The 23010-nt window shown below is 63.5% G+C and carries 22 protein-coding genes; 8 read left to right on the forward strand and 14 right to left on the reverse strand.

From position 1 onward, the window contains the following. The first annotated feature begins 4 nt into the window (after positions 1–4). Entirely contained in the window at positions 5–658 is a 654-nt protein-coding gene (gmk, locus tag V1289_RS42865) for a guanylate kinase (protein ID WP_334405520.1), read from the forward strand. 22 nt (positions 659–680) lie between these two features. Here the strand turns inward: gmk and V1289_RS42870 are convergent, their stop codons facing one another. From V1289_RS42870 to lptF, 10 genes are all read right to left on the reverse strand, one after another. Continuing rightward, positions 681–1610 (reverse strand): hypothetical protein, encoded by a 930-nt coding sequence (locus V1289_RS42870; RefSeq protein WP_334405521.1) that lies wholly within the window; start codon positions 1608–1610, stop codon positions 681–683. 190 nt (positions 1611–1800) lie between these two features. Continuing rightward, positions 1801–3015, reverse strand: a complete 1215-nt coding sequence (locus V1289_RS42875; RefSeq protein ID WP_334405523.1) for an ABC transporter substrate-binding protein — start codon at positions 3013–3015, stop codon at positions 1801–1803. Between the two features lie 68 nt (positions 3016–3083). After that, positions 3084–4142 (reverse strand): alcohol dehydrogenase, encoded by a 1059-nt coding sequence (locus tag V1289_RS42880; RefSeq protein WP_334405525.1) that lies wholly within the window; start codon positions 4140–4142, stop codon positions 3084–3086. A gap of 192 nt (positions 4143–4334) precedes the next feature. After that, entirely contained in the window at positions 4335–4586 is a 252-nt protein-coding gene (locus V1289_RS42885; protein WP_334405527.1) for a hypothetical protein, read from the reverse strand. A gap of 165 nt (positions 4587–4751) precedes the next feature. Then, positions 4752–5630, reverse strand: a complete 879-nt coding sequence (rsmA, locus tag V1289_RS42890) for a 16S rRNA (adenine(1518)-N(6)/adenine(1519)-N(6))-dimethyltransferase RsmA (protein WP_334405529.1) — start codon at positions 5628–5630, stop codon at positions 4752–4754. Then, positions 5627–6631 (reverse strand): 4-hydroxythreonine-4-phosphate dehydrogenase PdxA, encoded by a 1005-nt coding sequence (gene pdxA / locus V1289_RS42895; protein ID WP_334405531.1) that lies wholly within the window; start codon positions 6629–6631, stop codon positions 5627–5629. The genes rsmA and pdxA overlap by 4 nt, the downstream gene beginning before the upstream one ends. Before the next feature lie 3 nt (positions 6632–6634). After that, positions 6635–7576, reverse strand: a complete 942-nt coding sequence (locus V1289_RS42900) for a peptidylprolyl isomerase (protein ID WP_334407897.1) — start codon at positions 7574–7576, stop codon at positions 6635–6637. Positions 7577–7645: 69 nt separating this feature from the next. After that, positions 7646–10042 carry an LPS-assembly protein LptD gene (locus V1289_RS42905; protein ID WP_334407899.1) on the reverse strand — a complete coding sequence of 799 codons (2397 nt, stop codon included), beginning with the start codon at positions 10040–10042 and terminating at the stop codon, positions 7646–7648. A 98-nt stretch (positions 10043–10140) separates the two neighbouring features. Then, positions 10141–11238 carry an LPS export ABC transporter permease LptG gene (gene lptG, locus V1289_RS42910; protein WP_334405533.1) on the reverse strand — a complete coding sequence of 366 codons (1098 nt, stop codon included), beginning with the start codon at positions 11236–11238 and terminating at the stop codon, positions 10141–10143. Then, positions 11235–12404, reverse strand: a complete 1170-nt coding sequence (lptF, locus tag V1289_RS42915; protein ID WP_334405535.1) for an LPS export ABC transporter permease LptF — start codon at positions 12402–12404, stop codon at positions 11235–11237. The genes lptG and lptF overlap by 4 nt, the downstream gene beginning before the upstream one ends. A gap of 375 nt (positions 12405–12779) precedes the next feature. Between lptF and V1289_RS42920 the strand changes: the two genes are divergently transcribed. The 3 genes from V1289_RS42920 to V1289_RS42930 all read left to right on the forward strand — a co-directional run bounded on the left by V1289_RS42920 (position 12780) and on the right by V1289_RS42930 (position 15504). Further along, complete coding sequence (locus tag V1289_RS42920) at positions 12780–14282, forward strand: leucyl aminopeptidase (RefSeq protein WP_334405537.1); 1503 nt, start codon at positions 12780–12782, stop codon at positions 14280–14282. Between the two features lie 10 nt (positions 14283–14292). After that, entirely contained in the window at positions 14293–14745 is a 453-nt protein-coding gene (locus V1289_RS42925) for a DNA polymerase III subunit chi (protein ID WP_334405539.1), read from the forward strand. Positions 14746–15018: 273 nt separating this feature from the next. Beyond that, positions 15019–15504 (forward strand): hypothetical protein, encoded by a 486-nt coding sequence (locus V1289_RS42930; protein WP_334407900.1) that lies wholly within the window; start codon positions 15019–15021, stop codon positions 15502–15504. A 550-nt stretch (positions 15505–16054) separates the two neighbouring features. Here V1289_RS42930 and V1289_RS42935 read toward each other — a convergent pair. Then, positions 16055–17932, reverse strand: a complete 1878-nt coding sequence (locus tag V1289_RS42935; RefSeq protein ID WP_334405540.1) for an ABC-F family ATP-binding cassette domain-containing protein — start codon at positions 17930–17932, stop codon at positions 16055–16057. On the opposite strand from V1289_RS42935, the gene V1289_RS42940 reads away from it, so the two are divergent. Further along, positions 17923–18081 (forward strand): hypothetical protein, encoded by a 159-nt coding sequence (locus tag V1289_RS42940; RefSeq protein WP_334405541.1) that lies wholly within the window; start codon positions 17923–17925, stop codon positions 18079–18081. The two genes, V1289_RS42935 and V1289_RS42940, sit on opposite strands and share 10 nt — an antisense overlap. A gap of 195 nt (positions 18082–18276) precedes the next feature. On the opposite strand, the gene V1289_RS42945 is transcribed toward V1289_RS42940, so the two are convergent. Both V1289_RS42945 and V1289_RS42950 read right to left on the reverse strand, forming a co-directional pair. Then, complete coding sequence (locus V1289_RS42945; protein WP_309184429.1) at positions 18277–18465, reverse strand: hypothetical protein; 189 nt, start codon at positions 18463–18465, stop codon at positions 18277–18279. Positions 18466–18649: 184 nt separating this feature from the next. Next, a complete protein-coding gene (locus V1289_RS42950) occupies positions 18650–18904 on the reverse strand; it encodes a sulfur globule protein precursor (protein ID WP_309184430.1) in 255 nt (84 codons plus the stop codon). 274 nt (positions 18905–19178) lie between these two features. On the opposite strand from V1289_RS42950, the gene ndk reads away from it, so the two are divergent. The 3 genes from ndk to V1289_RS42965 all read left to right on the forward strand — a co-directional run bounded on the left by ndk (position 19179) and on the right by V1289_RS42965 (position 21471). Beyond that, complete coding sequence (gene ndk, locus V1289_RS42955) at positions 19179–19601, forward strand: nucleoside-diphosphate kinase (RefSeq protein ID WP_334405542.1); 423 nt, start codon at positions 19179–19181, stop codon at positions 19599–19601. 77 nt (positions 19602–19678) lie between these two features. Next, a complete protein-coding gene (locus V1289_RS42960; RefSeq protein WP_074277361.1) occupies positions 19679–20512 on the forward strand; it encodes a YjbE family putative metal transport protein in 834 nt (277 codons plus the stop codon). 134 nt (positions 20513–20646) lie between these two features. Further along, entirely contained in the window at positions 20647–21471 is an 825-nt protein-coding gene (locus V1289_RS42965) for a TerC family protein (RefSeq protein ID WP_334405543.1), read from the forward strand. 29 nt (positions 21472–21500) lie between these two features. Here the strand turns inward: V1289_RS42965 and ppx are convergent, their stop codons facing one another. Beyond that, positions 21501–23003 (reverse strand): exopolyphosphatase, encoded by a 1503-nt coding sequence (ppx, locus tag V1289_RS42970; RefSeq protein WP_334405544.1) that lies wholly within the window; start codon positions 23001–23003, stop codon positions 21501–21503. Between the last annotated feature and the right edge of the window lie 7 nt (positions 23004–23010).

A 23010-nucleotide genomic window follows, 5' to 3' on the forward strand; every position in this document is an offset into this window, starting at 1 on the left:
TCGAATGACGATTGGCGGTTTCGACGGAGTCGTGCGGCGCGGGCTGATGTTCGTGCTGTCGTCGCCGTCGGGCGCGGGCAAGACCACGCTGTCGCGCATGCTGATTGAACGGACGCCGGGTCTGAAGATGTCGGTGTCCGCCACCACGCGGCCGATGCGGCCCGGCGAGGTCGACGGCCGCGACTATTTCTTCGTCGACAAAAACCGCTTCGAAGCCATGGCCACGCAGGGCGAACTGCTCGAATGGGCCACCGTGTTCGACAACCGCTATGGCACGCCGCGGGCGCCGGTCGAAACCGCGCTGTCGGCCGGGCAGGATGTGCTGTTCGACATCGACTGGCAGGGCACCCAGCAATTGCGGGAAAAGGCCCGCGCCGATGTGGTCAGCGTGTTCATCCTGCCGCCGTCGGCCGCCGACCTCGAAAAACGGCTGCACACCCGCGCCCAGGATTCGGACGAGGTCATTCGCGGGCGAATGAGCCGCGCGACCCATGAGCTCAGCCATTGGGCGGAATACGACTACATCGTCGTCAACCAGAACGTCGATGACGCGTTTGCCGAAGTGCAGTCGGTCCTGAAAGCTGAACGGCTCAAGCGCGAACGCCGCACGGGGCTGACCGAGTTCGTTCGCGGCTTGCAGCGCCAGCTGGAAAAATAACGTCAGCTCGCCGCACTCAACGTCAGTTAGCCGCACTCTTTGCGAGCCGCGCCAGCATTTCCTGGACGCGCCGCTCCGGATCGTCGGGCGCGCGCGGATCGCGTGTAACGTTGTCGCGCCATCTCGGCACGGTCTCGTTCGGGAACAGCGATGGCGACGAGCGGCCGGTATCGACCGAATCCCAGATCGCGCGCCGGTCGCTCCAGACTTCGGGCTGAACGACCCGTCTGCGCGCGAACCTGAAAACCAGGCTGGCCGTGATGCCCGCCAGCGCGAGCGCGCCGGCCATGACCATCAACAGCATCTGCGTCGAGCCGGATTGTCTTTGCAAAGTGGAATCCGCAGCCGCCAGGGCGATCGGGGAAGCTGCGGGCTGCGGCGCCGGCCTGGCATTCGCCGGCGCATCCGCCGCGGCAACCTGAGGATTGTTCAACGAACTTACACCCGAAGAATCGGGCCAGCGCGACGTCACGATCGATGGCGGAGCGCCCGCATCCGGCGCGACGGCGTCCTGGCTATTCTGGATGGCCGGCACCGCCGCAGCGGCGCTGTTCCCAGGTTGAACGTTGACACCGGCATCCTGGTCGACACGCTCTTGCGGGGAGGGCAGTTCGGCGTGAGCGTCGGCGACAGATTTGCGCACGCCTGCCTTCGCCTGCGGCGGAACGAGATCTGTTGGCGGAGCCGGAGCCGCCGCCGCAGTGGATGCCGCGGCATCCTGCGGGGCAGCCGCCGCCGTCTTGTCTTTCTCTTCGCCGAGGTACCAGCAGTGACGCTTGGTGGCGCGATCGACGCGGTAATACCAGTGGCTGCCTGCGGGCAAGGCACCTTTCGGTGCGGACAAGCAGCTGTCCGCCGGCTTTGCCGCATTCTCCGCAACGGCGGCGAAGTTGGCGCCTGCCAAAACACTGGCGAATATTGCCGAGACGAATTTCGCTGTACGGTTTGACATGGCTATCCCCAGTGCTGATACGCGACGCTTCAAACCCTAAATCTCGTTAAAGACTTGGGTCGCAATGGGCCGCAATTCCGGAGAGGATGGGGCTTAATTCGGGCTCGGCGGCCGCCTTACATGAGGCGGCCGGCAGCCTAGAAAACAGGCATATGCACGACGTCTGGCAAAGTGCGCCGCGTCGCCCCGCCTAGTTGCTCTCGATCACGTCGCTAAACAGCACGTAGCGCTCGCCATTGAAGCGGACCAGCCGCATCTGCTTGATCGGGCGCAGATCGGTCGGGCTGGTCTTCAGGCGAATGCCCGGCAGCAGCAGCGGCAACTCCATGTCGAGATGGGAGGCCTGCTTCATGATGTTCTCGCGCGTCAAATCGTCGCCGCACTGCTTGAGCAACTGCACGACCGCGTAGCCGATATTGTAGCCATAGGGCGCGTAGTAGTCGCTCCTGTTGATGCGCGGGTTGTACTTGTTCATCCACACAGTCCAGGCCTTCATGGCCGGATCGTCCTGCCACTGCGGATCGGCAGGGTCCTTTTGATAGGCCGCCGAGATGATGCCCTTTGCCGCTTCAAAACCGGCCGGCCTGATCGCACCCGCAATCGACGAACCGACGCTGACGACGAATTCCTGCGGGTGCCAGTCGATGTCGTAGGCTTTGCGGATCGCCTGGGCGGAGAATTTGGGGATCGTGATGATGACGAAGACGTCGGCGCCCGAAGACTTCAGCGAAACCACTTGGGAGTCGACGGTCGGATCGGTGGTGTTGTAGGCCTGCGTCGACACGATCATCGTCGAGGCCCTGTCGCCAAGTCCGCGCTTGAAGCCCATCAGATAGTCGCGGCCGAGGTCGTCGTTCTGCGCCAGGATGCCGATTCTGGCGTCGGGTTTTGTCGACACGATGTAGCGGGCGTAGATTTCGCCTTCGGAGGCGTAATGCGGCGTCCAGCTCATCGTCCACGGATAGTGCTCGGGGTCGTTGAAAACCGTGGCGCCGGTGCCGATGAAAAGATGCGGCACCCCTTTCTGGTTGATGTATTTGAACACCGCCATGTTGGTGGCAGTGCCGACCGGGTTCACCAGAAACGATACTTCGTCGCTCTCGATCAGGCGGCGGATCTGCTCGACGGTCTTCGGCGGACTGTAGGCGTCGTCCAGACTGATGAAATTGATCTTGCGGCCGTTCACGCCGCCCTGTTCGTTGATCATCGCAAAATAGGCGGTCGCGGACACGGCGCCGGCCGAGTAGGCCGACGCCGGGCCGCTATAGGGTGTCGTGGTGCCGATTCTTATTTCGGTGTCGGTAACGCCCGGACCATATTTTTTCTGCGCGATCGCAGGCGAGGTGGCGACGGCAAATGCCACCGTCGCCAAGGCGACCAATGTTGAGCTCTTCCTCCAGGCCATAAATGTCCTTCCTGTTAATCGAGGATGGCACTCTGCCCCTGTTGGCGAGGCTTATAAGATGCTCAGCCTCAGTTTTTCAGTACGATACGTCCCACGACTTTTCCCGCCCGCAATTCCTCGATCCATTTCTGGACGTCGGCCATCGGCTCTTCCTTCATCGGTGTCGGCTTGATCTTGCCGGCGCGTGCCAGCGCCATCAATTCCTTGGCCTCCGCCAGCGTTCCCACCATAAAACCTTCGATGGTCATCCGCTTGTAGACCCACTGTACCATGGGCAGGCTGAAATTGCCGCCCATCAGGCCGGAGACCACGATCTTGCCGCCGCGCGCTACCGCAGAAACCGCGAAGGCCATGGATTTTTCGTTGCCGGCAAAATCGACGACACCATCGAAGCCGCCTTCGGTCTCCTTGATCATGCGCTTGACCACGTCGGGTTCGCTGGGATCGTAGGCCACCGCCGCGCCGTTTTTCAGGGCGCTTTCGCGCGCGGCGGGGCTCAGATCCGCGACCGCGATGTTCTGCTTGAACATCGCCTGCGCGAACGAAAGCCCCATCATGCCGACGCCGCCGAGCCCGATCAGCAGCAGGTTGCGCTGCCGCGGACGGTCGACCAGCCGCTTCAGTGCACCATAGGCCGTGACGCCCGAGCACATCAGGGTTGCGGCCTGATTGACCGGCAGCGGATCGTAATCCAGGAGATATTTCGCGTCGGGCACCAGCACGTGGCTGGCAAAGCCGCCGTCGATCGAGACACCGAGAAAGCGCTGCTTGACGCAAAGGTTCTCGTCGCCGTTCTGGCAATCGCGGCACTGGCCGCAGCCGATCCAGGGGAACACCGCCTGCTTTTTTCCGATCAGCTCTTTCGCAGCGTCCGCGCCGACTTCCTCGACGATGCCTGCGATCTCATGGCCGAGCGTGAACGGCAGCGTCATGCCGCGCGTGGTGTCGAGCCGCTTGCCGCCGCCAAGATCGGCATAGCCGTCCTGGATATGCAGGTCGGAATGGCACAGCCCGCAACGCTCGATGCGGACGAGCACTTCGCTGCCTTGCGGCTTCGGCATGTCGACGATGGTTTCGCACAACGGCGCATCGAATTTGACCAGAGACTGGCGGCGCATCAGCGGCATGGAAACGGCTTCCTTTGACTTTATGGGCACTTGATTAGGGCAGTTCATCACTCGTTCAATGGGTACTTCAAGCTCTGTTGCTGGCGCGGAGATCGGGTACGTTCGTTGCAGCTTCGATAGTTCTGCTCCTGCCGCGCGTAGCGGGCGCTTTCCCAATTCGAACCTCACTTCGGGCGGTCGCAGCATCGCGGTCTAGCGGCGCTGTGGCGGGATCACAATCCAATAGTCGTTGCCATTGCCGCGGGGATTGCTGTTGTCGCTGGCCGAGATCACGAAACCCTTGCCGTTCTCCTGCGAATATCTTCCGAGGCCGATGCCGTCGATGTCGCTCATTGTGGCGTTACCCGGTCCCGGCAGCGGCTTGTCGTTCTCATAAATGACGACCTCGGGGCGCACGCTGAAATTCGGCTGTCGGCACAGATATGCAAAACCGTTGGCCGACAATCTTTCGAATCCGAAAATTCCCTTCACCGCGCCTGGTGGGACTGGGCGGGGCGCGTAGGATCTTCCGACGATGGATGCGGTTGGAAAATAGACCGCGCAGACAGCAGCCGCTGCGATCATTACGACGCGAGTTTGCCGCTGGATTGTCACCATTTTGACGTCGGCTCACATTTCTCCCCGGGACCCGTTCAATTTTGTGCTTCGTATATCGGTCAATTCACGGGCCATGGCAACAAAGCCGGAGACCGGAATGGTCTCGGCGCGCCGGGTGGCATCGACGGCCGCAGCAGCGGCGAGCCGCGCCGGGTCGACCGACAGCGATTTGAGGCTTTGCCGCAGCATCTTCCGGCGCTGACCGAATGCGGCGGCGGCCACCTGTTCCAGCGTCCGGCGCTCGCACGGTTCGGGCGCGCTACGCGGGGTCAATCGCACCACCGAAGAGGAGACTTTTGGCTGCGGCACGAAAGCGGCGGGCGAAATGTCGAACAGGATTTTGGTCTCGGCGCGCCAATTGGCGAGCACCGCGAGGCGTCCATAGGCCTCGTCGTTCTCCCGGGCGACGATCCGCTCGGCCACCTCGCGCTGAAACATCAGCACCATCATGTCGTACCAGGGCGGCCACGGTTCGATCGACAGCCAGTCGACCAGCAATGCGGTGGCGATGTTGTAGGGCAGGTTGGCGACGATCTTGGCCCGTTCGCCGCCGAGCATCGGACGGGGATCGAACCGCTGCGCATCGGCGAGGACGATTTCCAGCCGGCCCGGATATCGCTTCGCGATCGCCTGCAGCGGCCCCAGCGCGCGCTCGTCGCGCTCGACCGCGATGACGCGCCGCGCACCGAGCGCCAGCAACGCGCGCGTCAGCCCGCCGGGGCCTGGTCCGACCTCGATGATGGTGGCGTCCTCGAGCGGGCCCGCGCTGCGGGCGATCCGCGCCGTGAGATTGAGATCAAGCAGAAAATTCTGACCCAGCGATTTGCGCGCCGACAATCCGTGCTCGCGAATGACATCGCGAAGCGGCGGCAGATCGTCGATCGCGGTCATGCCGGTCGCGCCGCCGCCATGCGCGCAGCAAGCCGCAGCGCCGCGGCGAGGCTCGACGGATTGGCCTTGCCGGTGCCGGCAATGTCGAAGGCCGTGCCGTGATCCGGCGAGGTGCGGATGAACGGCAATCCCAGCGTGACGTTGACGGCATCCTCGAAGGCGATCGTCTTGATCGGGATCAGCGCCTGATCGTGGTACATGCAGATCGCGCAGTCGTAGCTTTGGCGCGCCGCGGCGTGGAACATGGTGTCGGCCGGCAGCGGCCCCCTGGCGTCGATGCCTTCGCCGCGCAGGATTTCGACGGCCGGCGCGACGATCTCGATGTCTTCGGTGCCGAGCGAGCCGTCTTCGCCGGCATGCGGGTTCAGTCCCGAGATGGCCAGACGCGGACTGGAAAGGCCGAAGCGGGCCTTCAGATCGGCGACCGCGATGCGCGCCGTTCGGACGATCAGATCGCTCGAGAGCTGTGCGAGCGCCTCATGCAGCGAAACATGGATCGTCACCGGTACGACGGCAAGCGCCGGCGACCACAACATCATCACCGGCTGCGGCGCCCGGCCGCCATTGGCCGCAAGCTCGGCCAGAAATTCGGTGTGGCCGGGATGAAGGAATCCGGCGCGGTAGAGCACGCTTTTGGCAATCGGATTGGTGACGACCGCGCCGGCTCGGCCGGCCATGACGTCGCCGACGGCCTGGCGAATGGAGGCGAGGGCGGCGTTCGCGCTGGTGGCGTCGGGCTGGCCCGGGCGGGCGGTCGCGGGCTCACCGGTCGCGACCACCGGCAATGCGCTCGAAAACGCCGCGAGCGAATCCTCGGGGCTGCTGTCGGCGAGTTCGACTTTCAATCCGAGAATTTTTGCCCGTTCGGCGAGAAAATCGCGATCGCCCCGCAGGTAGAACGGCGGAAGCCCCAGTTCATTGCGCCGCAGCCACGCTGCGATGGCGATGTCGGGGCCGATGCCCGCGGGCTCGCCGGATGTCAGCGCGAGGGGCTTTGCCATGCATCAACGATATTCGATCATCGCGGCTTTGCGGACTTCCTGCAGATAGGCTTTCGACTTCGCCTCATATTTCTGGGCGTACATCTTCTCCCGGATTTCCTTCTTCTTCGGCGAATCGATCGTGGTCGGCTTGCGTCCGCACAGCGCGACCATCTCGACGCCCTGCTTGGTGATCTCGGGCGCGGTCAGATGACCGATCGGCGTCTTGTCGAGCACCTCGCGAAGCGGGCCCGGAATATCCGCCGAGGTCCGCGTCACGGTTTCCCTGATCGCGGCGTTCTGCATCGACTTGAAGTAGGAATTGGCCTCGTCGCAGGTCTGGACGCGTTCGCGCAGCGCATCGGCTTCCTTGCGGCGCGATTCGATGACGGCGGGCGCGGACCCGTGCGGCACAATCAGGACGATCGGCTGCATCTTGTATTCGAAAGCCTCGACCTGGGAGCTGTCGCCGCCCTCCTGGGCCGCGGCGGCGACGTCCTTCTCGCCGACCTGGAGACTTTCCTTGAAGCGGCCGCGCACCAGGCTGGTCCAGACCATCTCGGCCTTGATACGGGCCTTGAGGGTGTCCGGCCGGATGCCCTGGCTCTCGAGCGATTTTGTGAGCTGGTCGGGCGCGATCCGCATCCGCGAAGCCATCTGGCCGTAGGATTGGTCGATGTCGGTGGCGGTGGGATCGACGCCGAATTTCTTGCCTTCCTTGATCTTCACCTTCTCGTCGATCAGTTCGTTGACCACTTCCTCCCGGGGCATCTGCTTGTGGGTGGTCAGGAAGTTCAGCTTGGTGCGCTGCTCGATATCGTAATTGGTGATGGGGTCGCCGTTGACCATGACGGCGACCGACTGCGCCTGCAGGGGCGAGCCGCCGCAGGTCAGAACGGCAAGCGCGGTCGCGCAGCCGGCGATCAGGGACCGAAGGCGATGAGGTCGGAGCTTGGAGGTCGTCATGGTCATGTCAGCCGATCAACCCATTCCATCCGCGATGCCGCGGGTATTTTCCGGCAAGGTCAACGCGCGTTACTGAATGCCGGTGCTGCCGGCCGTTGAGGACGAAGTGGCAATGGTCCGCAGGCCGATCTGCAGCATGAACGCGTGACTGAGCACCGGCGGCGTGGAGCCGGCGGAATAGCTGTAGGACGTGACATAGTTGGCGGCCAGCACGAAACAGTCGTCCACATAGCCCGCTCCGACGACGTATTGGTTGATCTTGTTGGCTTCAAGATCCCAGCGCGCCGAGCCCGACACCACCCAGTTCGACGCCACCTTGACCGAGGCGCTGCTAAGGATGCCTTCGCGGCGGGTCAGGTAGCCGAGTTGCGGCTGCGCGGCATAATCGCCGTAGATCATGCTGACCGACCAGCGGTCGAATGAAGCGCGGCCCTCGGCTTCGAAGCGGTTGACCTGCCAGGTCGCCTCATCCATGCGGGCGCGCACGCTGAACGTATAGGTGCGGTTGGGCGAATAATTGACGCGGGCGACATAGTCGGACTGCGAGTTCTGCAGGCCGGAATCGACGCCGGTATTGGTGACGTCGGCGACCGCGAATGAATTCAGGCCGAACAGCTGGTAGGATTGTCCGAACAGCACGTTGACGCTGCCGCCGCGATCGAACTGCGTGGTCGCCTGCACGCCGACATTGGCGCGGCCGCCGCCTTCGACGCGGTCATAGCCGGAGAATTTGTCGACCGAGAACAGGTTGCTGGCGTCGAACACCAGGCTCTGCGCGTCCTCGTTCGGAAGCTTGCCGGCATAGGTTTCGTTGGGACGAATGATGACCTGTGCGATCGGCTCGATCGTGGTGGTGCCCCAGGGCTGAACATTGATGAAGGGATAGCGGTATTCGAGGCCCACCGTCGGCATCACGCGCAGCGCCTGGGTGTCGCCGACGGGGAGGAAATTCGAAACACCCGGCTGGTTCGAAACCGAGGAATCGATGGCGTCGGCGCGCACGATCGCAAACGGCGTCCATATCTCGCCGAAGGGATCGGTGAACGACTTCCGCCATTGCGCCTCGGCAGAGAGGCGCGTGTAGGTACCGGGGAAGCCGCGCAACAGACATTGCGATGGCGTCCGTGCCAGTGGATCGGCGGACGTCGTCGTGCACAGGCTGGCGGTGTTGGCCAATGTCGTGATCGGATCGAACACTGCGGTTTCGCGCGTCAGGCTGGTGAAATTCGTCTTGTAGCTGAACTCGCCGCCGAAGATCGGGCTGTTGATCACGTTGGAGTAATCGATGACCGGATGGATCACCGGAACGAATTGCTGGTTGCCGGAGAAGCTGAGGTAATAGATCGTGCGCGCGTCGAAGAAGCTGCGATTGCCGACGCCGGTCAGATAAAGCTGCGAGATCGCTTCAGTCGGCAGGTTCAGGAACGATCCGAGCGGATCCTTGTACTGGGCGAGGCGATAGTCGGACATGAAGTAGTAGTCGGACAGCAGCACGCCGTCCCAGCCCCAGGTCCATTTGTCGTTCAGCGCAAACTGGCCCTTGCTTTCGACGCCGCCGCGGAACTGGCGGTCGCCGGGCTGGCCGACGAACGCGTTCTTATCGAGCTGATCGATGCCATAGGCGCGGATCTGATACGCGCCGTCCAAAAGACGCTGGCGGAACTCGCCCTGGAACAGCACACCCTGCCGGGTCGTGAAGCGCGGACTGAAGGTGGCGTCGTAGTCCGGCGCGATCGCCCAGTAGAACGGGGTTTCGACACCGTAGCCGAACGCCGTGTACGTGCTGATCGCCGGCATCAGGAACCCGGTCTTGCGCTTCACGGTCGGATCGGGGGTCGAGAAATAGGGCAGATACGCCATCGGCACGCCGAAGAACTCGAGCTGTGCGTTCTCGAAGTACAGCATCTTGTCGGTCTGGTCGTGGATGATGCGCGCACCCTTGACCTGCCACAAAGGCGGCTTTTTCGGATCGTCCTTGCAGGGCGCGCAAGCAGTATAGACGCCGTTTTCGAACACGGTGTAATTGCCGCTGGTGCGGTCGGCGCGCGTCGCCGCCATCCGGGTCGCGTCCGCGGTATCGACCCTGAGCGAATCGACGAAACCGTCACGGTAGTCGTCGCTCAGATCCATGATGTTGGCGTAGGTGACCTTGCCTTCCGCATCGGTCATGCGGATGTTGCCCTCGGCATGCAGGCGCTTGGTCTTCTGGTCGTAGATGACCTTGTCGGCCTCGACGCTGGTGCCGTTGTAGAACATCTGCACGTTGCCGACCGCCGACACGCGCGAATTGTTGTAGTCGTAGTCCACCTCGACGGCCTGCACGAGCATCTGCCCGTCGTTCTTGGCCGGCGGTGGCGTCGGCTTGGGCGGTCGCGGGTTGTAGGTGAAGCTTTGCGCGCTGGCGGGCGTCGTCGCCGCAAGGCCGATCGCGCCCGCGAGAGCGAACCCGAGGAGCAGGGCGATCATCGGCCCGCTGACCGCGCCCAAGCGGTTCCGATAGCGGCGCACGCGGGTGCGCCGCCTGAACGCAGGCGTCAGACTCTGGAGGGCGGCGACAACGGCCACTACCCGTCCTCCTGGTACAGCAAGGCCAAAAAGCCGGTGAGGCCGCCCACGCACACGGGCAACCACGCGGCAGCGATGGGATGCATCAACTCAGCCTTGCTCAAATCCTCAGTAACTTTCGACAGAACGTAGAGCAGAAAGCCTGCACCCACGCCACTCAAAACCATCTTTTGCACGCCGCCGAACCGGAAGAAGCGAAGGCTGACGGAAGCGGCCAGCATCACCATTGCAGCCAGCAAAAATGGCTGTGCGATGAGCTTATGGTACTGCAGCCGGTACCCTGCGGTCGCAAAGCCTGAGCTTTCGGAAGACCGGATATAGCTCGGGAGTTGCCAAAAAGACACAGTCTCCGGGGTGGAGAAGCTGTTGCGGACCTGGGCGGGGGTCAGGGTAGTCGCGAGATAGTAATTGTCCTGGTCGACCGGCGGCTTGTCGAGGGAGTATCGGCGTACCGATTTGAAGACCCAGCGCCCGTCTTCGAGCGACGCTTCACGCGCTTCGATTCGTTCCTTGAACTGGAAATCTGGATCGAATCGGAACACGGTCAGGCCGGTCAGCCGGACGCCCTGCTGCTCGCTTCGGGCGGCGTTGATGATCGAATGGCCCTCGCTGTTGACCTGATTGAGCCAGAATCCGGACGCGTCCTGGATGCCGCCGCCCGGTGCCGAGCCGAACAGTTCGGCCTCCATCCGCTTGGAGAGCTCACGCAGGTTCGCCGACATCGGGTTATAGGCGGTAGTCGCCGCGACGCCGAGGATGATCGAGCTGGCCAGCGCCGGCGCAATGAACTGCCAGGCGGAAACGCCGGCGGCGCGCGCGACCACCAGTTCGAGCCGCCGCGACAGCGCGAGATAGCAGGTCATCGCGCCGATCAGGACGCAGAACGGCATCAGCTTTTCCAGTAATTGCGGCACCCGGAACAGCGACGTCTCGGCCACCGTGATGGCGGAGGCCGAAACCAGGCCCGAGGTCTTGCGCACCATCTCGATGTAATCGACCAGCACCAGCAGCACGAAGATGCTGGCGAACACGCCCACCGCCGCGATCACGAAGCGGCCGGCGAAATATCGCCCGAGCGTGTTGGTCATCATGCTCATGCTGTGGCCGGCCGTCCGAACAATCGCGCGATGCGCGCGTTCGACTTGTTGATGGCCTCGATCAGCGCGGCCGGCGGCTCGACCACGACGCCGCCGAGAATCATCCACAGCCCGATCGCGATCGCGGCGACCAGCATCGAATATTGCAGCAGTGCTGCGGCCGGCGTTTTCACCGTCACGACCGAGCAGGCGAATCCCGCCATGCGCAGGCCGAACACCGCGAGAATCGAGCCGCCGATCGAAAAATTGCGGCTCTGGCGGGTGGTGCGCGGGGTGCCGAGAAACGCGAAAGTCAGCGCGGCGAAGGCGAAGGGATAAACCGGCGACATGAAGCGGTCATGCAATTCGGCGCGGAACTGGCCGGACAATTGCTGATAGATCGGATCGTCGGGCTCGGGCGACATCAATTCCCAGAGGTAGCGTTCGCGAATCCCGAGCGCGACGTCGCGGCCCTGATTGGAGAATTTCGACATGTCGAACGCATAGCGGCCGAACGCCACCAGCGCAGGGTCGCGCTTGCCGGCCTCGAAACGTTCGAGATTGCCGTCCTCGAGGATCAGGTACGAGCCGTTGCCGTTCTTCATGACCGTGCCATGGTCGGCGATGATGGTGACGCGCTCCTTTGGATCGCGGCGGTCGTCGACGAAGATGCCGCCGAGCACGCCGCCGGGCAGACGTTCGCGGATCCTGATCGTCAGGTTCTGGTCGAGCTGGGCGAATCGTCCGGGCTGCAGGATGTTGGTCAGCACGTCGGCGGTGATTTCGGCATCCCATTGCTTGATCCGGCGCATGCCGTCGGGGGCGAGATAGGAGGCGATGAAGGCGACCATCAGCGCCACCACGCAGGTGGCGTACAGGAACGGGCGGAACAGCCGGAACGGCGACAGGCCGGCGGCATTCATCACGATGATTTCGGAATCGGTGGCGAGCTTGTTCAGCGTGTGCGAAATCGAAATCATCAGCGCGATCGGCGCGATGATCAGAACCAGCGCCGGAATCACCAGGCTGGTGATGCCGAGAAAGGTGATGATGGTCTGGCCCTGGCTGGTCATCAGGTCGATGCCGCGCAACGCCTGCGTAATCCAGATCACGCCCGTCAGGCTGACCAAGACCAGCGCAAACGACGCCAGCGTCGTGCGGAAGATATACTTGTCGATCGACCCCATCGTCTACCGCACGATCCCACCTTGCGCCCCGGACATGCGATGCGACCAATCCCTGTTAGGAGGTCCCCTTTGGTCGCGCCGCCTAACCATCCAGTCGTCTACTCTCTCACTAGCATCCCTTTGATCCGTCAACAAAATGGCCGGGCCATGGCACCCTTGCCATATGGTTAATAATTCGGCGGATGTGGCCTCTCGGCCACGGCAGCCTTGGCAGCGTGGCGGCAGACAGGTCATAGTGAGCGAAACCCGAGGCCCGGATCGATTTGGGCCACCACCAAAGAGAACATTCCGAATACCTTATCACCTATCTAGTCGCGATCCCGGGGCCGCTATCCGGCCCCGGCAAACAGCCCTGAATTCCTGGAGGATTTACCTATGTCCGACGCCGTCAAGGTCGGCTTTGTCCCGTTTTCCGCCGCGTCCCGCGGCATTCTGGTGGTGTTTTGCGACGACACGTTGAAATCGGGCGCGGCAACCCGCAAAGCGCTGGGAAAAGCGGCCGACACCATCAAGCGGGCGGCGGCCACCAACGCGTTCAAGGCCAAGAGCGGATCCACGCTCGATATTCTGGCGCCCGAGGGGATCAAGGCACCGCGACTGATCGTGGTCGGCATCGGCAAGCCGTCGGATATCAAGGAGAAGGATTTTCTCAAATTCGGCGGCGTCATCGCCGGCAAGCTGAACGCCGGCAGCGATGCCGTTACCGTGATCGCGGAACTCGCCGACGGCGCGATGCAGCCGGATACTGCGGCCGCAATCGCGTCCGGTATCCGGCTGCGCGCCTATAAATTCGATCGCTACAAGACCAAGAAGAAGGACGGCGAGAACGGCGCGGTCCGCGCCGACGTTTCGATTGCGGTTGGCGACGTCGCGGCCGCGAAAAAAGCGTTCGCGCCGGAACAGCACATCGTCGACGGCGTGATCATTGCGCGCGAGCTCGTCAACGAGCCGCCGAACGTGCTGTATCCGGAAGAGTTCGCGCGCCGGGCGAGCCAGCTCAAGAAGGTCGGCGTCGACGTCGAGATTCTCGACGTCAAGGCGATGACCAAGCTCGGCATGGGCGCGCTGCTCGGGGTCGCCCAGGGCTCGACGCGGCCGGGCCGGACCGTGATCATGCGCTGGAACGGCGGCAAGAAAGGCGAACAGCCGGTGGCTTTCGTCGGCAAGGGCGTTTGCTTCGATACCGGCGGCATTTCCATCAAGGGCGCCGCCAACATGGAGGACATGAAGGGCGACATGGGAGGTGCGGCCTGTGTGGTCGGGCTGATGCATGCGCTCGCGGCGCGCAAGGCGAAAGTCAACGCGGTCGGCGCCATCGGCCTGGTCGAGAACATGCCCGACGGCAACGCCCAGCGTCCCGGCGACATCGTCACCTCGATGTCGGGGCAGACCATCGAGATCATCAACACCGACGCCGAAGGCCGCCTGGTGCTGGCCGACGTGCTCTGGTACGTGGCGAAGAAGTTCAAGCCGAAATTCATGGTCGATCTCGCAACCCTCACCGGCGCGATCATGGTGGCGCTCGGCACCGAGCATGCTGGATTGTTTTCCAACAACGATGAACTCGCCGAGCGATTGACCAAAGTCGGGATCGAGACCGGCGAGCGCGTCTGGCGCATGCCGCTCGGCCCGGAATACGACAAGATGATCGACTCGCAGTTTGCCGACGTGAAGAACGCCGGCGCGCGCAACGGCGGGTCGATCACCGCCGCCCAGTTCCTGCAGCGTTTCGTCGACGACACGCCATGGGCGCATCTCGACATCGCGGGAACCGCGATGGGGGCGCCGAAGACCGACATCAACCACTCCTGGGGTTCGGGCTATGGCGTTCGCCTGCTGGAGCGGCTGGTCACGGAGTATTACGAAACCACGAAGTAGCCGCCATCGCATGACGGAAGTCCTGTTCTATCATCTGCAGAACATGTCGCTCGAAAGCGTGCTGCCGCCCTTGCTCGAAAAGTCGATCGAGCGCGGCTGGCGCGTTGTCGTGCAATCGACGTCGCAGGAGCGCACCGACGCGCTCGACGCGCATCTGTGGACCTACAGCGACGATTCGTTTTTGCCGCACGCCACCTGGCGCGCCGGCGACGCGCAGGATCAGCCCATCATCCTCTCGATCGAGGAGGGCAATCCGAACCGGGCCAATGTCAGGTTCCTGATCGACAATGCCGCGTTGCCGGATGACTCCGACAGTTACGAGCGGGTGGTTCTGGTGTTCAACGGCGACGACGCCGAGGCGCTGGCCGCGGCGCGCGGCGTTTGGACCGATTGCAAGGCGCGCGGGTTCGAGGTGACGTATTGGCAGGTCGACGAGCGGGGCCGCTGGCAGCGGCGGCAATAGCGATATCTGGCAATTAATGATAATTCGTGGTTTCTGACGCCGGCCTTGCGGGCAGCCACGGTCATGCCGCAAAGTGATGTTCGGACAAGTAGTTAAAGCATTTTCGAGCGAAAGCCTGCCCCGAACCTGATGCGGGGTGGATACGGGTAAAACAGAAGACGGGAGCCTCGGTCCTGAACCGAACTGGCTCCAGCGGCAGGAGCCTGGTTCAGCGTGCGAGACGGAACACCCAAGCGAAAACCACTGCTGGCGTTGCTTGTGCTTGCCCCCGTGATGGCGGGCTGCTCGGGCGGCGCATCCGAGCTTCTGTCGCGGGATGCGGACTGGTTTTCGCGCACCGGCCGGGTGTTCGTGCGCAACGTCTCGATTGAAACGCCGCCGCTCACGCCCGACAAGCCGGTGCTGGCCGAGGATCTGGTCAGCGCCGACGGCGGCTGTCCGGGCATGGCGCCTCCGCCGGGCGCGGCGGATGCCAATGCGCAGGCTGCCGGCGGACCGGCGCCATCGACGTCGGGGACCGTGGCGCTCGGCCATACCGAATGCGACGTGGTGCGCGGCATCGGCGCGCCCGACAGCGTCAATCTGTCGAACAATGGCCGCGGCGACCGGGTGGCGGTGATCAACTATTCGCACGGCCAGCGCGCCGGAATCTATACCTTCACGGCGGGACGGTTGACCTCGATCGAGCGCGGCCCCGAGCCGGTGGTGCAGCCGAAAGTGGCAAAGCCGAAGGCGAAGAAGAAGCCGGCGGCGACGTAAGCCGCATTCCGCTTGGGTAGAATGATGGCCGCGCGTCCGCTGGCCTCATGGTTCGGACGCGCGAAGACGCGCTCCTCACCATGAGGGTCTAAGACCTCATCCTGAGAGGCTGTGAAGCTATCTCGGACCTCATCCTGAGGAGCGGCGTCTTCGCCGCGTCTCGAAGGATGGCCGCGAGTCCGTGTGTTGCGTCCATCCTTCGAGACGCTTGCTTCGCAAGCTCCTCAGGATGAGGTTCGTACTCTCCGTCACCCTGAGGAGGAGCGGCGTAAGCCGCATTCCGCTTGGGTAGAATGATGGCCGCGCGTCCGCTGGCCTCATGGTTCGAGACGCGCGAAAGACGCGCTCCTCACCATGAGGGTCTAAGACCTCATCCTGAGGAGCGGCGTCTTCGCCGCGTCTCGAAGGATGGCCGCGAGTCCGTGTGTTGCGTCCATCCTTCGAGACGCTTGCTTCGCAAGCTCCTCAGGATGAGGTTCGTACTCTCCGTCATCCTGAGGAGGCGCGAAGCGCCGTCTCGAAGGATGAAGCCACCGAACGCGAAGACGCCTTATCCCGTGGCCTCGTCATATTGCGAACTCGCCTCCAGCCACGCTTCCTCGGCCCGCTGCAAAGCGCTCGCGGCACCGGCGCGGGCCTTGCTGAGCTGGGCGGCCTGTTTCGGGTCGCGCGTGAACAGATCCGGCAGTGCCAACGCGGTGTCGATCTTGGCGATGATGCCGTTGATGCGTTCGATCTCGGCTTCGGCCTCGGCGATCCGCTGCTTCAGCGGCGTCCGCTTTTCGGGTCTGGCGCGTTCCGGCTTGTCGCGGCCGTTGCCGCGCTCATTGTTGCCGCGATCGCGCGACGCGGTGCGCATGCCGCGCGCCGACAACACCATGCGCCGGTAGTCGTCGAGGTCGCCGTCGAAATTCGTGACCGCGCGGTCGGCGACTACCCACAATTGATCGGCGCAGGCTTCGATCAGATAGCGGTCATGCGAGACCATGATGACGGCGCCCGGATAATCATTGATCGCTTCCGCCAGCGCCGCGCGGCTGTCGATATCCAGATGGTTGGTCGGCTCGTCCAAAATGATCATGTTGGGGCCGAAGAAGGTGGCCAGTCCGAGCAGCAGCCGCGCCTTTTCGCCACCCGACAGGCTCTTGACCACGGTGTCGCCGGCCTTGCCGGAGAAACCGATCGCGCCGACGCGGGCGCGAACCTTGCTCTCGGGCGTATCCGGCATCAGCTTGCGGACGTGATCGTAGGGCGAGCCGTCGAGGTTGAGCTCGTCGACCTGATGCTGGGCGAAATAGCCGACCGAGAGTTTTTCCGCGCGCGTGACGTGACCGGAGAATGGCGGCAGCTTGCCCGCGAGCAGCTTGACCAGCGTCGACTTGCCGTTGCCGTTGGAGCCGAGCAGCGCGATGCGGTCGTCGGTGTCGATGCGCAGTGTGACGCGGTTGAGCACCGGGCTTTTCGGATCGTAGCCGACCGAGACGTCGTCGACCGCGATGATCGGCGGCGACAGCATCTTTTCGGGCACCGGAAACGAAATCTCGCGCACGTCCTGGGTCACAAGTGCTGTGACCGGCTTCATCCGCTCCAGCATTTTGACGCGGGATTGCGCCTGGCGGGCTTTTGAGGCCTTGGCCTTGAAACGATCGACAAAGGCCTGCAGCCGCTTGCGCTCGTCGGCCTGGCGCTTGGCGTGCTTGGCGTCGAGCATTTCACGCGTCGCGCGCTGTTCCTCGAACGACGAGTAGGTGCCCTTGTAGAGCGTCAGCTTGCCGCGATCGAGATGCAGGATCTGGTCGACCGAGGTGTCGAGCAGATCGCGGTCATGGCTGATGACGATGACGGTGCGCGGATAGTTCGCCAGATGGTCTTCCAGCCACAGCGTGCCTTCGAGATCGAGATAGTTGGTGGGCTCGTCCAGCAGCAAGAGGTCGGGCGCCGAAAACAATGTCGCGGCGAGCGCGACGCGCATGCGCCAGCCGCCGGAGAATTCCGAGCAGGGCCGCGCCTGATCCGCGGTCGAAAATCCGAGGCCGCTCAGGATCGCAGCCGCCCGGGCGGGTGCGGAGTGGGCGTCGATGTCGACCAGCCTTGTCTGGATTTCGGCGATCCGGTGCGGATCAACAGCGGTCTCGGCCTCGTGCAGCAGCGCATCGCGCTCGAGGTCGGCCTTCAGCACGACATTGACGAGGCTTTCCGGGCCATCGGGCGCTTCCTGCGCGAGGCTGCCGATGCGCCAGCGCGGCGGGATCGTGATGCTGCCGGACTCGGTCGGCAGGTCGCCGCGGATCGCGTGAAACAGCGTCGATTTGCCGACGCCGTTGCGGCCGACGAAGCCGACGCGCGCGCCCGGCACGATCTGGACCGAGCTGTCGTCGATCAGTAGCCGTCCGGCGATCCGGATCGATATGTCAGTGATTGAAAGCATGCGGCCTTGTCACCGGAGCCGCCGCCAAACGCAACCGTTTATTCGGTAAATCCGGCTGCGGATTTCAGGCAAAAAACCCCGAATTCCGCTCAATCAGCCAAAAGGCCATGGTCGACCAGAAGCGCAAGGTGCGGGCAGCGTTGCAGTGACGGCCCCCTGCATTTGAATAGAGCAACGGAGGTCGGGGCTCTCCGCCGAGCTGAAGTGGATGAAACGGCTGGTCGGCGGCAGCGACTTTCGATGGTGAGTTCTCAAGCGTGACCGCATCGAGCAAGTTCTCACCTCGATTTATGGGCACGCTGCCCTCGATCCCGGTTCTGATGCAGTCAGGAACCGAACAGGCCCTAATTCGACAACCTCCGTCCGTCCTCGCTGTCGCGCCGGCGCAACTCGTCTATCAGTAGCTGCAGATGGGAGGAGGGAGAATTATCGGGGCGCATTCTCTGCTGCAGCCGTTCGCCGACGGCGTCGCAGATCGATCGGCACGTCTTGTGATCGATTTCGTCGTGCTGGTTGTTGATTCGGCTGTTCATGCGAGTTCCAATTCGTGTGCTGAATCCTGCAGATTCAAGTCGCAAAGCCGCCATTTGTTTCCGGCCGCCGGCCAATCTTCCGCATTACCGAAAAAAAGGACCAATGCCTTCCGATCGGTTCCCCCGGAATCGAAAAAAAGCCCCGGCGGGTGGCCGGGGCTAAGTCAGGGGAGGTCAGGTCAGATCAGTAGCAGCGGTTGATCAGGCGCCAGCGCGGGCCCCAGGGGGTCGGGACCAGGCGCCGCACATAGCAGCCGCCGTAGCCATAGCCGCCGCCGTAATAGACGGGTCCGCCGACAAAGACGCGCGGTCCACCCCAACCCCAGCCGTGATGCCAACCGCCGTGCCAACCACCCCAGGCAGAGGCGGAGGTCGGCGCCAATGCGGCCGCACCCAGTGAAACCGCGGCAACTGCGACAAGCGAGAGTTTGCGTAACATGATTGTCTCCTCAAGGTTTCGGCGCGGCTTTGCACCATCGGTGAGATCTCCCGTGACACCCCTTTCAGCTATCGAGCGAGCCTGCGCGGTGTCCGATCGCCGAAGAGCCTACGCCGGCCCAGGTGAACGAAAGCGGGACGGCCGCTACAGAAAAGGTTCACCTTCGTGAAATTGTTGTAATTCAGGGCGTTACGACGCCGTTCGATCGCTTGCCGTGCGCCGTTGGCGCCGATATAAGCGCCGCAACTCCCACCAGCCTTTCAAGGACGAAATCATGGCGATTGAACGCACTTTCTCGATCATCAAACCCGACGCGACGGCGCGCAATCTGACCGGCGCGATCAACGCGCTGATCGAGAAGGCGGGCTTGCGGATCGTGGCCCAGAAGCGCATTCGCATGACCCGCGAGCAGGCTGAAACCTTCTACGCGGTCCACAAGGCGCGGCCGTTCTTCGACGAACTGGTCGACTTCATGATCTCGGGCCCGGTCGTGGTCCAGGTACTGGAAGGCGAGGGTGCGGTGTTGAAGCATCGCGACGTCATGGGCGCCACCGATCCGTCGAAGGCGGCCGAAGGAACCATCCGCAAGGCGCATGCGAAGTCGATCGGCGAAAACTCGGTGCATGGTTCGGACGCGCCGGAGACCGCCGCGATCGAAATAGCGCAATTCTTCTCCGGCAATGAAATCGTCGGTTGATTGACGCAAACGATGGCGCGACATTTTAGCCGGTCATAGCCGCGGGGGCGGCCGATTGTGCCAGGGGAGGTTGGGCTTTGAATTTGTTATCGCAGATACTTGATCCCGCCAATATCGGTGCGTTTTTCACGCAATTCAAAGCCGATATGCAGACGCCGTCGTTCTGGCTGGCGGTCGGCAAGATCATCTGGATCAATGTCCTGCTGTCGGGCGACAACGCGCTGGTGATTGCGCTGGCGTGCCGGGGCCTGCATCCGCGGCAGCGGGTGTGGGGCATGGTGATCGGTGCCGGGATCGCGGTGGTCTTGCTGATCCTGTTCACCGGGATCGTCGCTACATTAATGGTTCTGCCCTATCTGAAGCTGATCGGCGGCCTCGCGCTGCTGGCCATCGCGGCCAAGCTGCTGGTGCCGGAAGATGCCGGCGACGACATCGCCGAAGGCACCAGCCTCTGGCACGCCGTCCGCATCGTCGTGATTGCCGACATCGTCATGAGCCTCGACAACGTCATCGCGGTCGCCGCCGCCGCGAATGGCCAGCTTCCGCTGCTGGTGCTCGGCCTTGCGGTCAGCATTCCCATGATTATCGCGGGCGCCGCGTTGATCATGTTGATCCTCGACCGGATGCCGATCCTGGTGTGGCTGGGAGCGGCGCTGCTGGGCTGGATCGGCGGCGATGTGATCGCAACCGATCCTGCCATTGCGCCGCAACTTCGCAAATTGCTCGACGGTGACGTCAGTCTCAATATCGACACCACCTCGTCGATGTTCGGGTTTGTGAAGCATCTCAAGCTCGACGGCGAGATCGATGAACTCGTGCTCGCCCTGCTCGGTGCAACCATCGTGCTCGTCGTCGGATCGATCTGGCGCCGCCGCAAGCTGCAGGAGATCGTGGCGCCCGTGAGGGTTTGACACCACCTCGGTTTCGGGCCTCTGATGGCCCGTTGCTGTCAGCGACCGCCTTCCCGATTTGCGACAAATAGCCGCCAGACGCTCCTGCCGTTTTGCGCTAGCGAGTGACTTCGCTGCCGCTTATGGAGGTCGGATTGAACTGGTTCCCGCAATTTCCTGGCGCTTCCGCGATCGGTGCATTTTTCACGCAATTCGGCGCTGAACTCCATCATCCGCAGTTCTGGGTAGCGCTTTCCAAGATCATCTGGATCAACGTGTTGCTGTCCGGCGACAACGCGCTGGTGGTTGCACTTGCCTGTCGCGGACTGCAGCCGCGCCAGCGGCTTTGGGGCATGATCCTCGGCGCCGGGGCAGCCGTCGTGTTGCGGATCGTCTTCACCGCGATCGTCGCCACCGTCATGGAACTGCCATATCTCAAACTGGCCGGCGGGCTGGCGCTGATCGTCATCGCCGCAAAATTGCTGGTGCCGGAGGACAGGGACGAGGAGGGTGTCGCGTCGGCGTCGCATCTGTGGGCGGCGGTGCAGATCGTGGTGGCTGCGGACATCATCATGAGTCTCGACAACGTGATCGCGGTTGCCGCCGCCGCCAATGGCAGTGTCCCGCTCCTGATCATCGGACTGGCGAGCAGCATCCCGTTGATTATCGCGGGGGCGGCGCTGATCATGGCCCTCATCACCTATCTCCCGGTTCTGATATGGGCTGGTGCTGCATTGCTCGGCTGGATCGCCGGTGACGTCATTGCGAACGATGCCGCGGTCCATCCCAAACTGCAAAGCCTGTGGGAAAGTCTGGCCGGCGCCGAGTTCGACGCGCTGCTGACCCTGCTGGGCGCAGCGCCGCTGTTCGTCGGCGTAAACGGCGGCGAAATCGCCTGCGCGCTGCTGGGTGCGTTCGTCGTGCTGATCGTGGGATCGATCTGGCGAAGGCGGAAGCTTCAACATCTCGTACCGGCATAAATAGCCGGCGCCAATGTGAGGCGTCGGCCTCAGCGCCGCAAGATCGAGCCTGAGCGGCCGATCAGCCGCGCCAATTGCTTGAAGCGGCTGCCGACGCGGTCGGCGACCAGATCGACCATCTGGTGCTCGAACACCAGCATCAGCTTGCGGCCGCGGCTGCGGAAGTGGGTCGCAGGCAGCACGCCGGTTCGCGCCGCCGAGATCAGGTGCGCGACGCGGAAGGCGGCGCCGAGCACGCGGGCGCGCTCGTCCATCGCCGGCGGCACCAGTTCGCGAACCAGCGCCGGCGGTTCGTTTTCCTCGCTCAGGCCCGCATAGCGATAGAACACCGACAGCGCGACAAAGGCGCGGCCCTGGTGGCTGATCGAGCCGAAATTGCCGTTGGTGATGAGGCTCAGCGTCTCTTCGCCGCGATGGTCCGGGTGCACCCGCCATCCGATGTCGGACAACAGGCAGGCCGCATGGCGCAGCCGGCGGTCTTCGTCGGTTTCGCGCAGTTTGACGACCCTGACCAGGCGATCGGTCCAGCCGATCAGCTCTTCGGCATGGCGGGCGGATCGCGACAACAGGCCGTTCAGCGTTTGCGCCGCGCAGATCAATCCATCCCTGGCGCGCTCGGGCTGCGGCAACATCTCGTAGAGCAGGCCCTCGCGCACGCCGAAGGTCGAAAACACGATGGTTTTGGGCTTGGCGACCTGGATGATGTGTTCGAGCACCAGCGCCGCATAGGTCAATAGCGGCCGCCGCGCGTCGGCGACGATTTCGATATTGGCCAGCATGTTGGCGGCGACGAGGCGGCGCAGGCGGCGCGCAAAATCCAGTGCGTCCGCGGCCGGGATCGAGTAGCCGTGCATCACGCGCAGCGGATAGCCGCTCTGCACGATGTGGATGCGCGCCAGCGCGCGCCAGGTGCCGCCGACGGCATAGAAGGTGCGGCCGCGGCCGGCCTTGAGCTGGGCGACGTCGACGAGATCGTTGCGGACGATGCGCTCGGCGCGCTTCAGCGATTTGTGCGACAGATCCTGCAGCGCCAGGCTGCCGAGCGGCAGCGTCACGCCGCTGCGAACGCGGTTGCCGTGCACGTCGATCAGTTCGAGCGAACCGCCGCCGAGATCGCCGACGATGCCGTCGGGATTGTGGATGCCGGACACGACGCCGAGCGCGGATAGCTTGGCCTCGCGCGGGCCCGACAGGATTTCAATCGGAACGCCGCAGATGCGTTCGGCCTTGGCGATGAAATCGGCGCCGTTGGAGGCGTCGCGGCAGGCGGCGGTGGCGATCGCGTAGACGCGGCCGACCTTCTGGATCCGGCACAGGGCGCGAAACCGCCGCAGCGAGGTCAGCGCCTTGGCGACCGCATCGGGCGCCAGCAGGCCGGTGCTCTGAACCTCGCGGCCGAGGCCACACAACGCCTTCTCGTTGAAGATGGTGACGAGGCTGCGCGCCATGGCCTCATAGACCACGAGACGAACCGAGTTCGAACCGATGTCGATGACCGCGACGCTTGAGGCGCGTTTGCGCGGCCGCTTCATTTCGGCG

Source organism: Bradyrhizobium sp. AZCC 2289 (assembly GCF_036924615.1).
Lineage (GTDB): Bacteria > Pseudomonadota > Alphaproteobacteria > Rhizobiales > Xanthobacteraceae > Bradyrhizobium.

Excerpts from the sequence above, each read along its gene's own strand:
- gmk (WP_334405520.1), top strand. The coding sequence starts at position 5 with ATGACGATTGGCGGTTTCGACGGAGTCGTGCGGCGCGGGCTGATGTTC.
- V1289_RS42930 (WP_334407900.1), top strand. The coding sequence starts at position 15,019 with ATGGCGGGCTGCTCGGGCGGCGCATCCGAGCTTCTGTCGCGGGATGCG.
- V1289_RS42925 (WP_334405539.1), top strand. The coding sequence starts at position 14,293 with ATGACGGAAGTCCTGTTCTATCATCTGCAGAACATGTCGCTCGAAAGC.
- V1289_RS42875 (WP_334405523.1), bottom strand. The coding sequence starts at position 3,015 with ATGGCCTGGAGGAAGAGCTCAACATTGGTCGCCTTGGCGACGGTGGCA.
- lptG (WP_334405533.1), bottom strand. The coding sequence starts at position 11,238 with ATGAGCATGATGACCAACACGCTCGGGCGATATTTCGCCGGCCGCTTC.
- lptF (WP_334405535.1), bottom strand. The coding sequence starts at position 12,404 with ATGGGGTCGATCGACAAGTATATCTTCCGCACGACGCTGGCGTCGTTT.
- V1289_RS42870 (WP_334405521.1), bottom strand. The coding sequence starts at position 1,610 with ATGTCAAACCGTACAGCGAAATTCGTCTCGGCAATATTCGCCAGTGTT.
- V1289_RS42920 (WP_334405537.1), top strand. The coding sequence starts at position 12,780 with ATGTCCGACGCCGTCAAGGTCGGCTTTGTCCCGTTTTCCGCCGCGTCC.
- rsmA (WP_334405529.1), bottom strand. The coding sequence starts at position 5,630 with ATGACCGCGATCGACGATCTGCCGCCGCTTCGCGATGTCATTCGCGAG.
- V1289_RS42950 (WP_309184430.1), bottom strand. The coding sequence starts at position 18,904 with ATGTTACGCAAACTCTCGCTTGTCGCAGTTGCCGCGGTTTCACTGGGT.
- ndk (WP_334405542.1), top strand. The coding sequence starts at position 19,179 with ATGGCGATTGAACGCACTTTCTCGATCATCAAACCCGACGCGACGGCG.
- V1289_RS42905 (WP_334407899.1), bottom strand. The coding sequence starts at position 10,042 with ATGATCGCCCTGCTCCTCGGGTTCGCTCTCGCGGGCGCGATCGGCCTT.
- V1289_RS42945 (WP_309184429.1), bottom strand. The coding sequence starts at position 18,465 with ATGAACAGCCGAATCAACAACCAGCACGACGAAATCGATCACAAGACG.
- pdxA (WP_334405531.1), bottom strand. The coding sequence starts at position 6,631 with ATGGCAAAGCCCCTCGCGCTGACATCCGGCGAGCCCGCGGGCATCGGC.
- V1289_RS42935 (WP_334405540.1), bottom strand. The coding sequence starts at position 17,932 with ATGCTTTCAATCACTGACATATCGATCCGGATCGCCGGACGGCTACTG.
- V1289_RS42880 (WP_334405525.1), bottom strand. The coding sequence starts at position 4,142 with ATGCCGCTGATGCGCCGCCAGTCTCTGGTCAAATTCGATGCGCCGTTG.
- ppx (WP_334405544.1), bottom strand. The coding sequence starts at position 23,003 with ATGAAGCGGCCGCGCAAACGCGCCTCAAGCGTCGCGGTCATCGACATC.
- V1289_RS42900 (WP_334407897.1), bottom strand. The coding sequence starts at position 7,576 with ATGACGACCTCCAAGCTCCGACCTCATCGCCTTCGGTCCCTGATCGCC.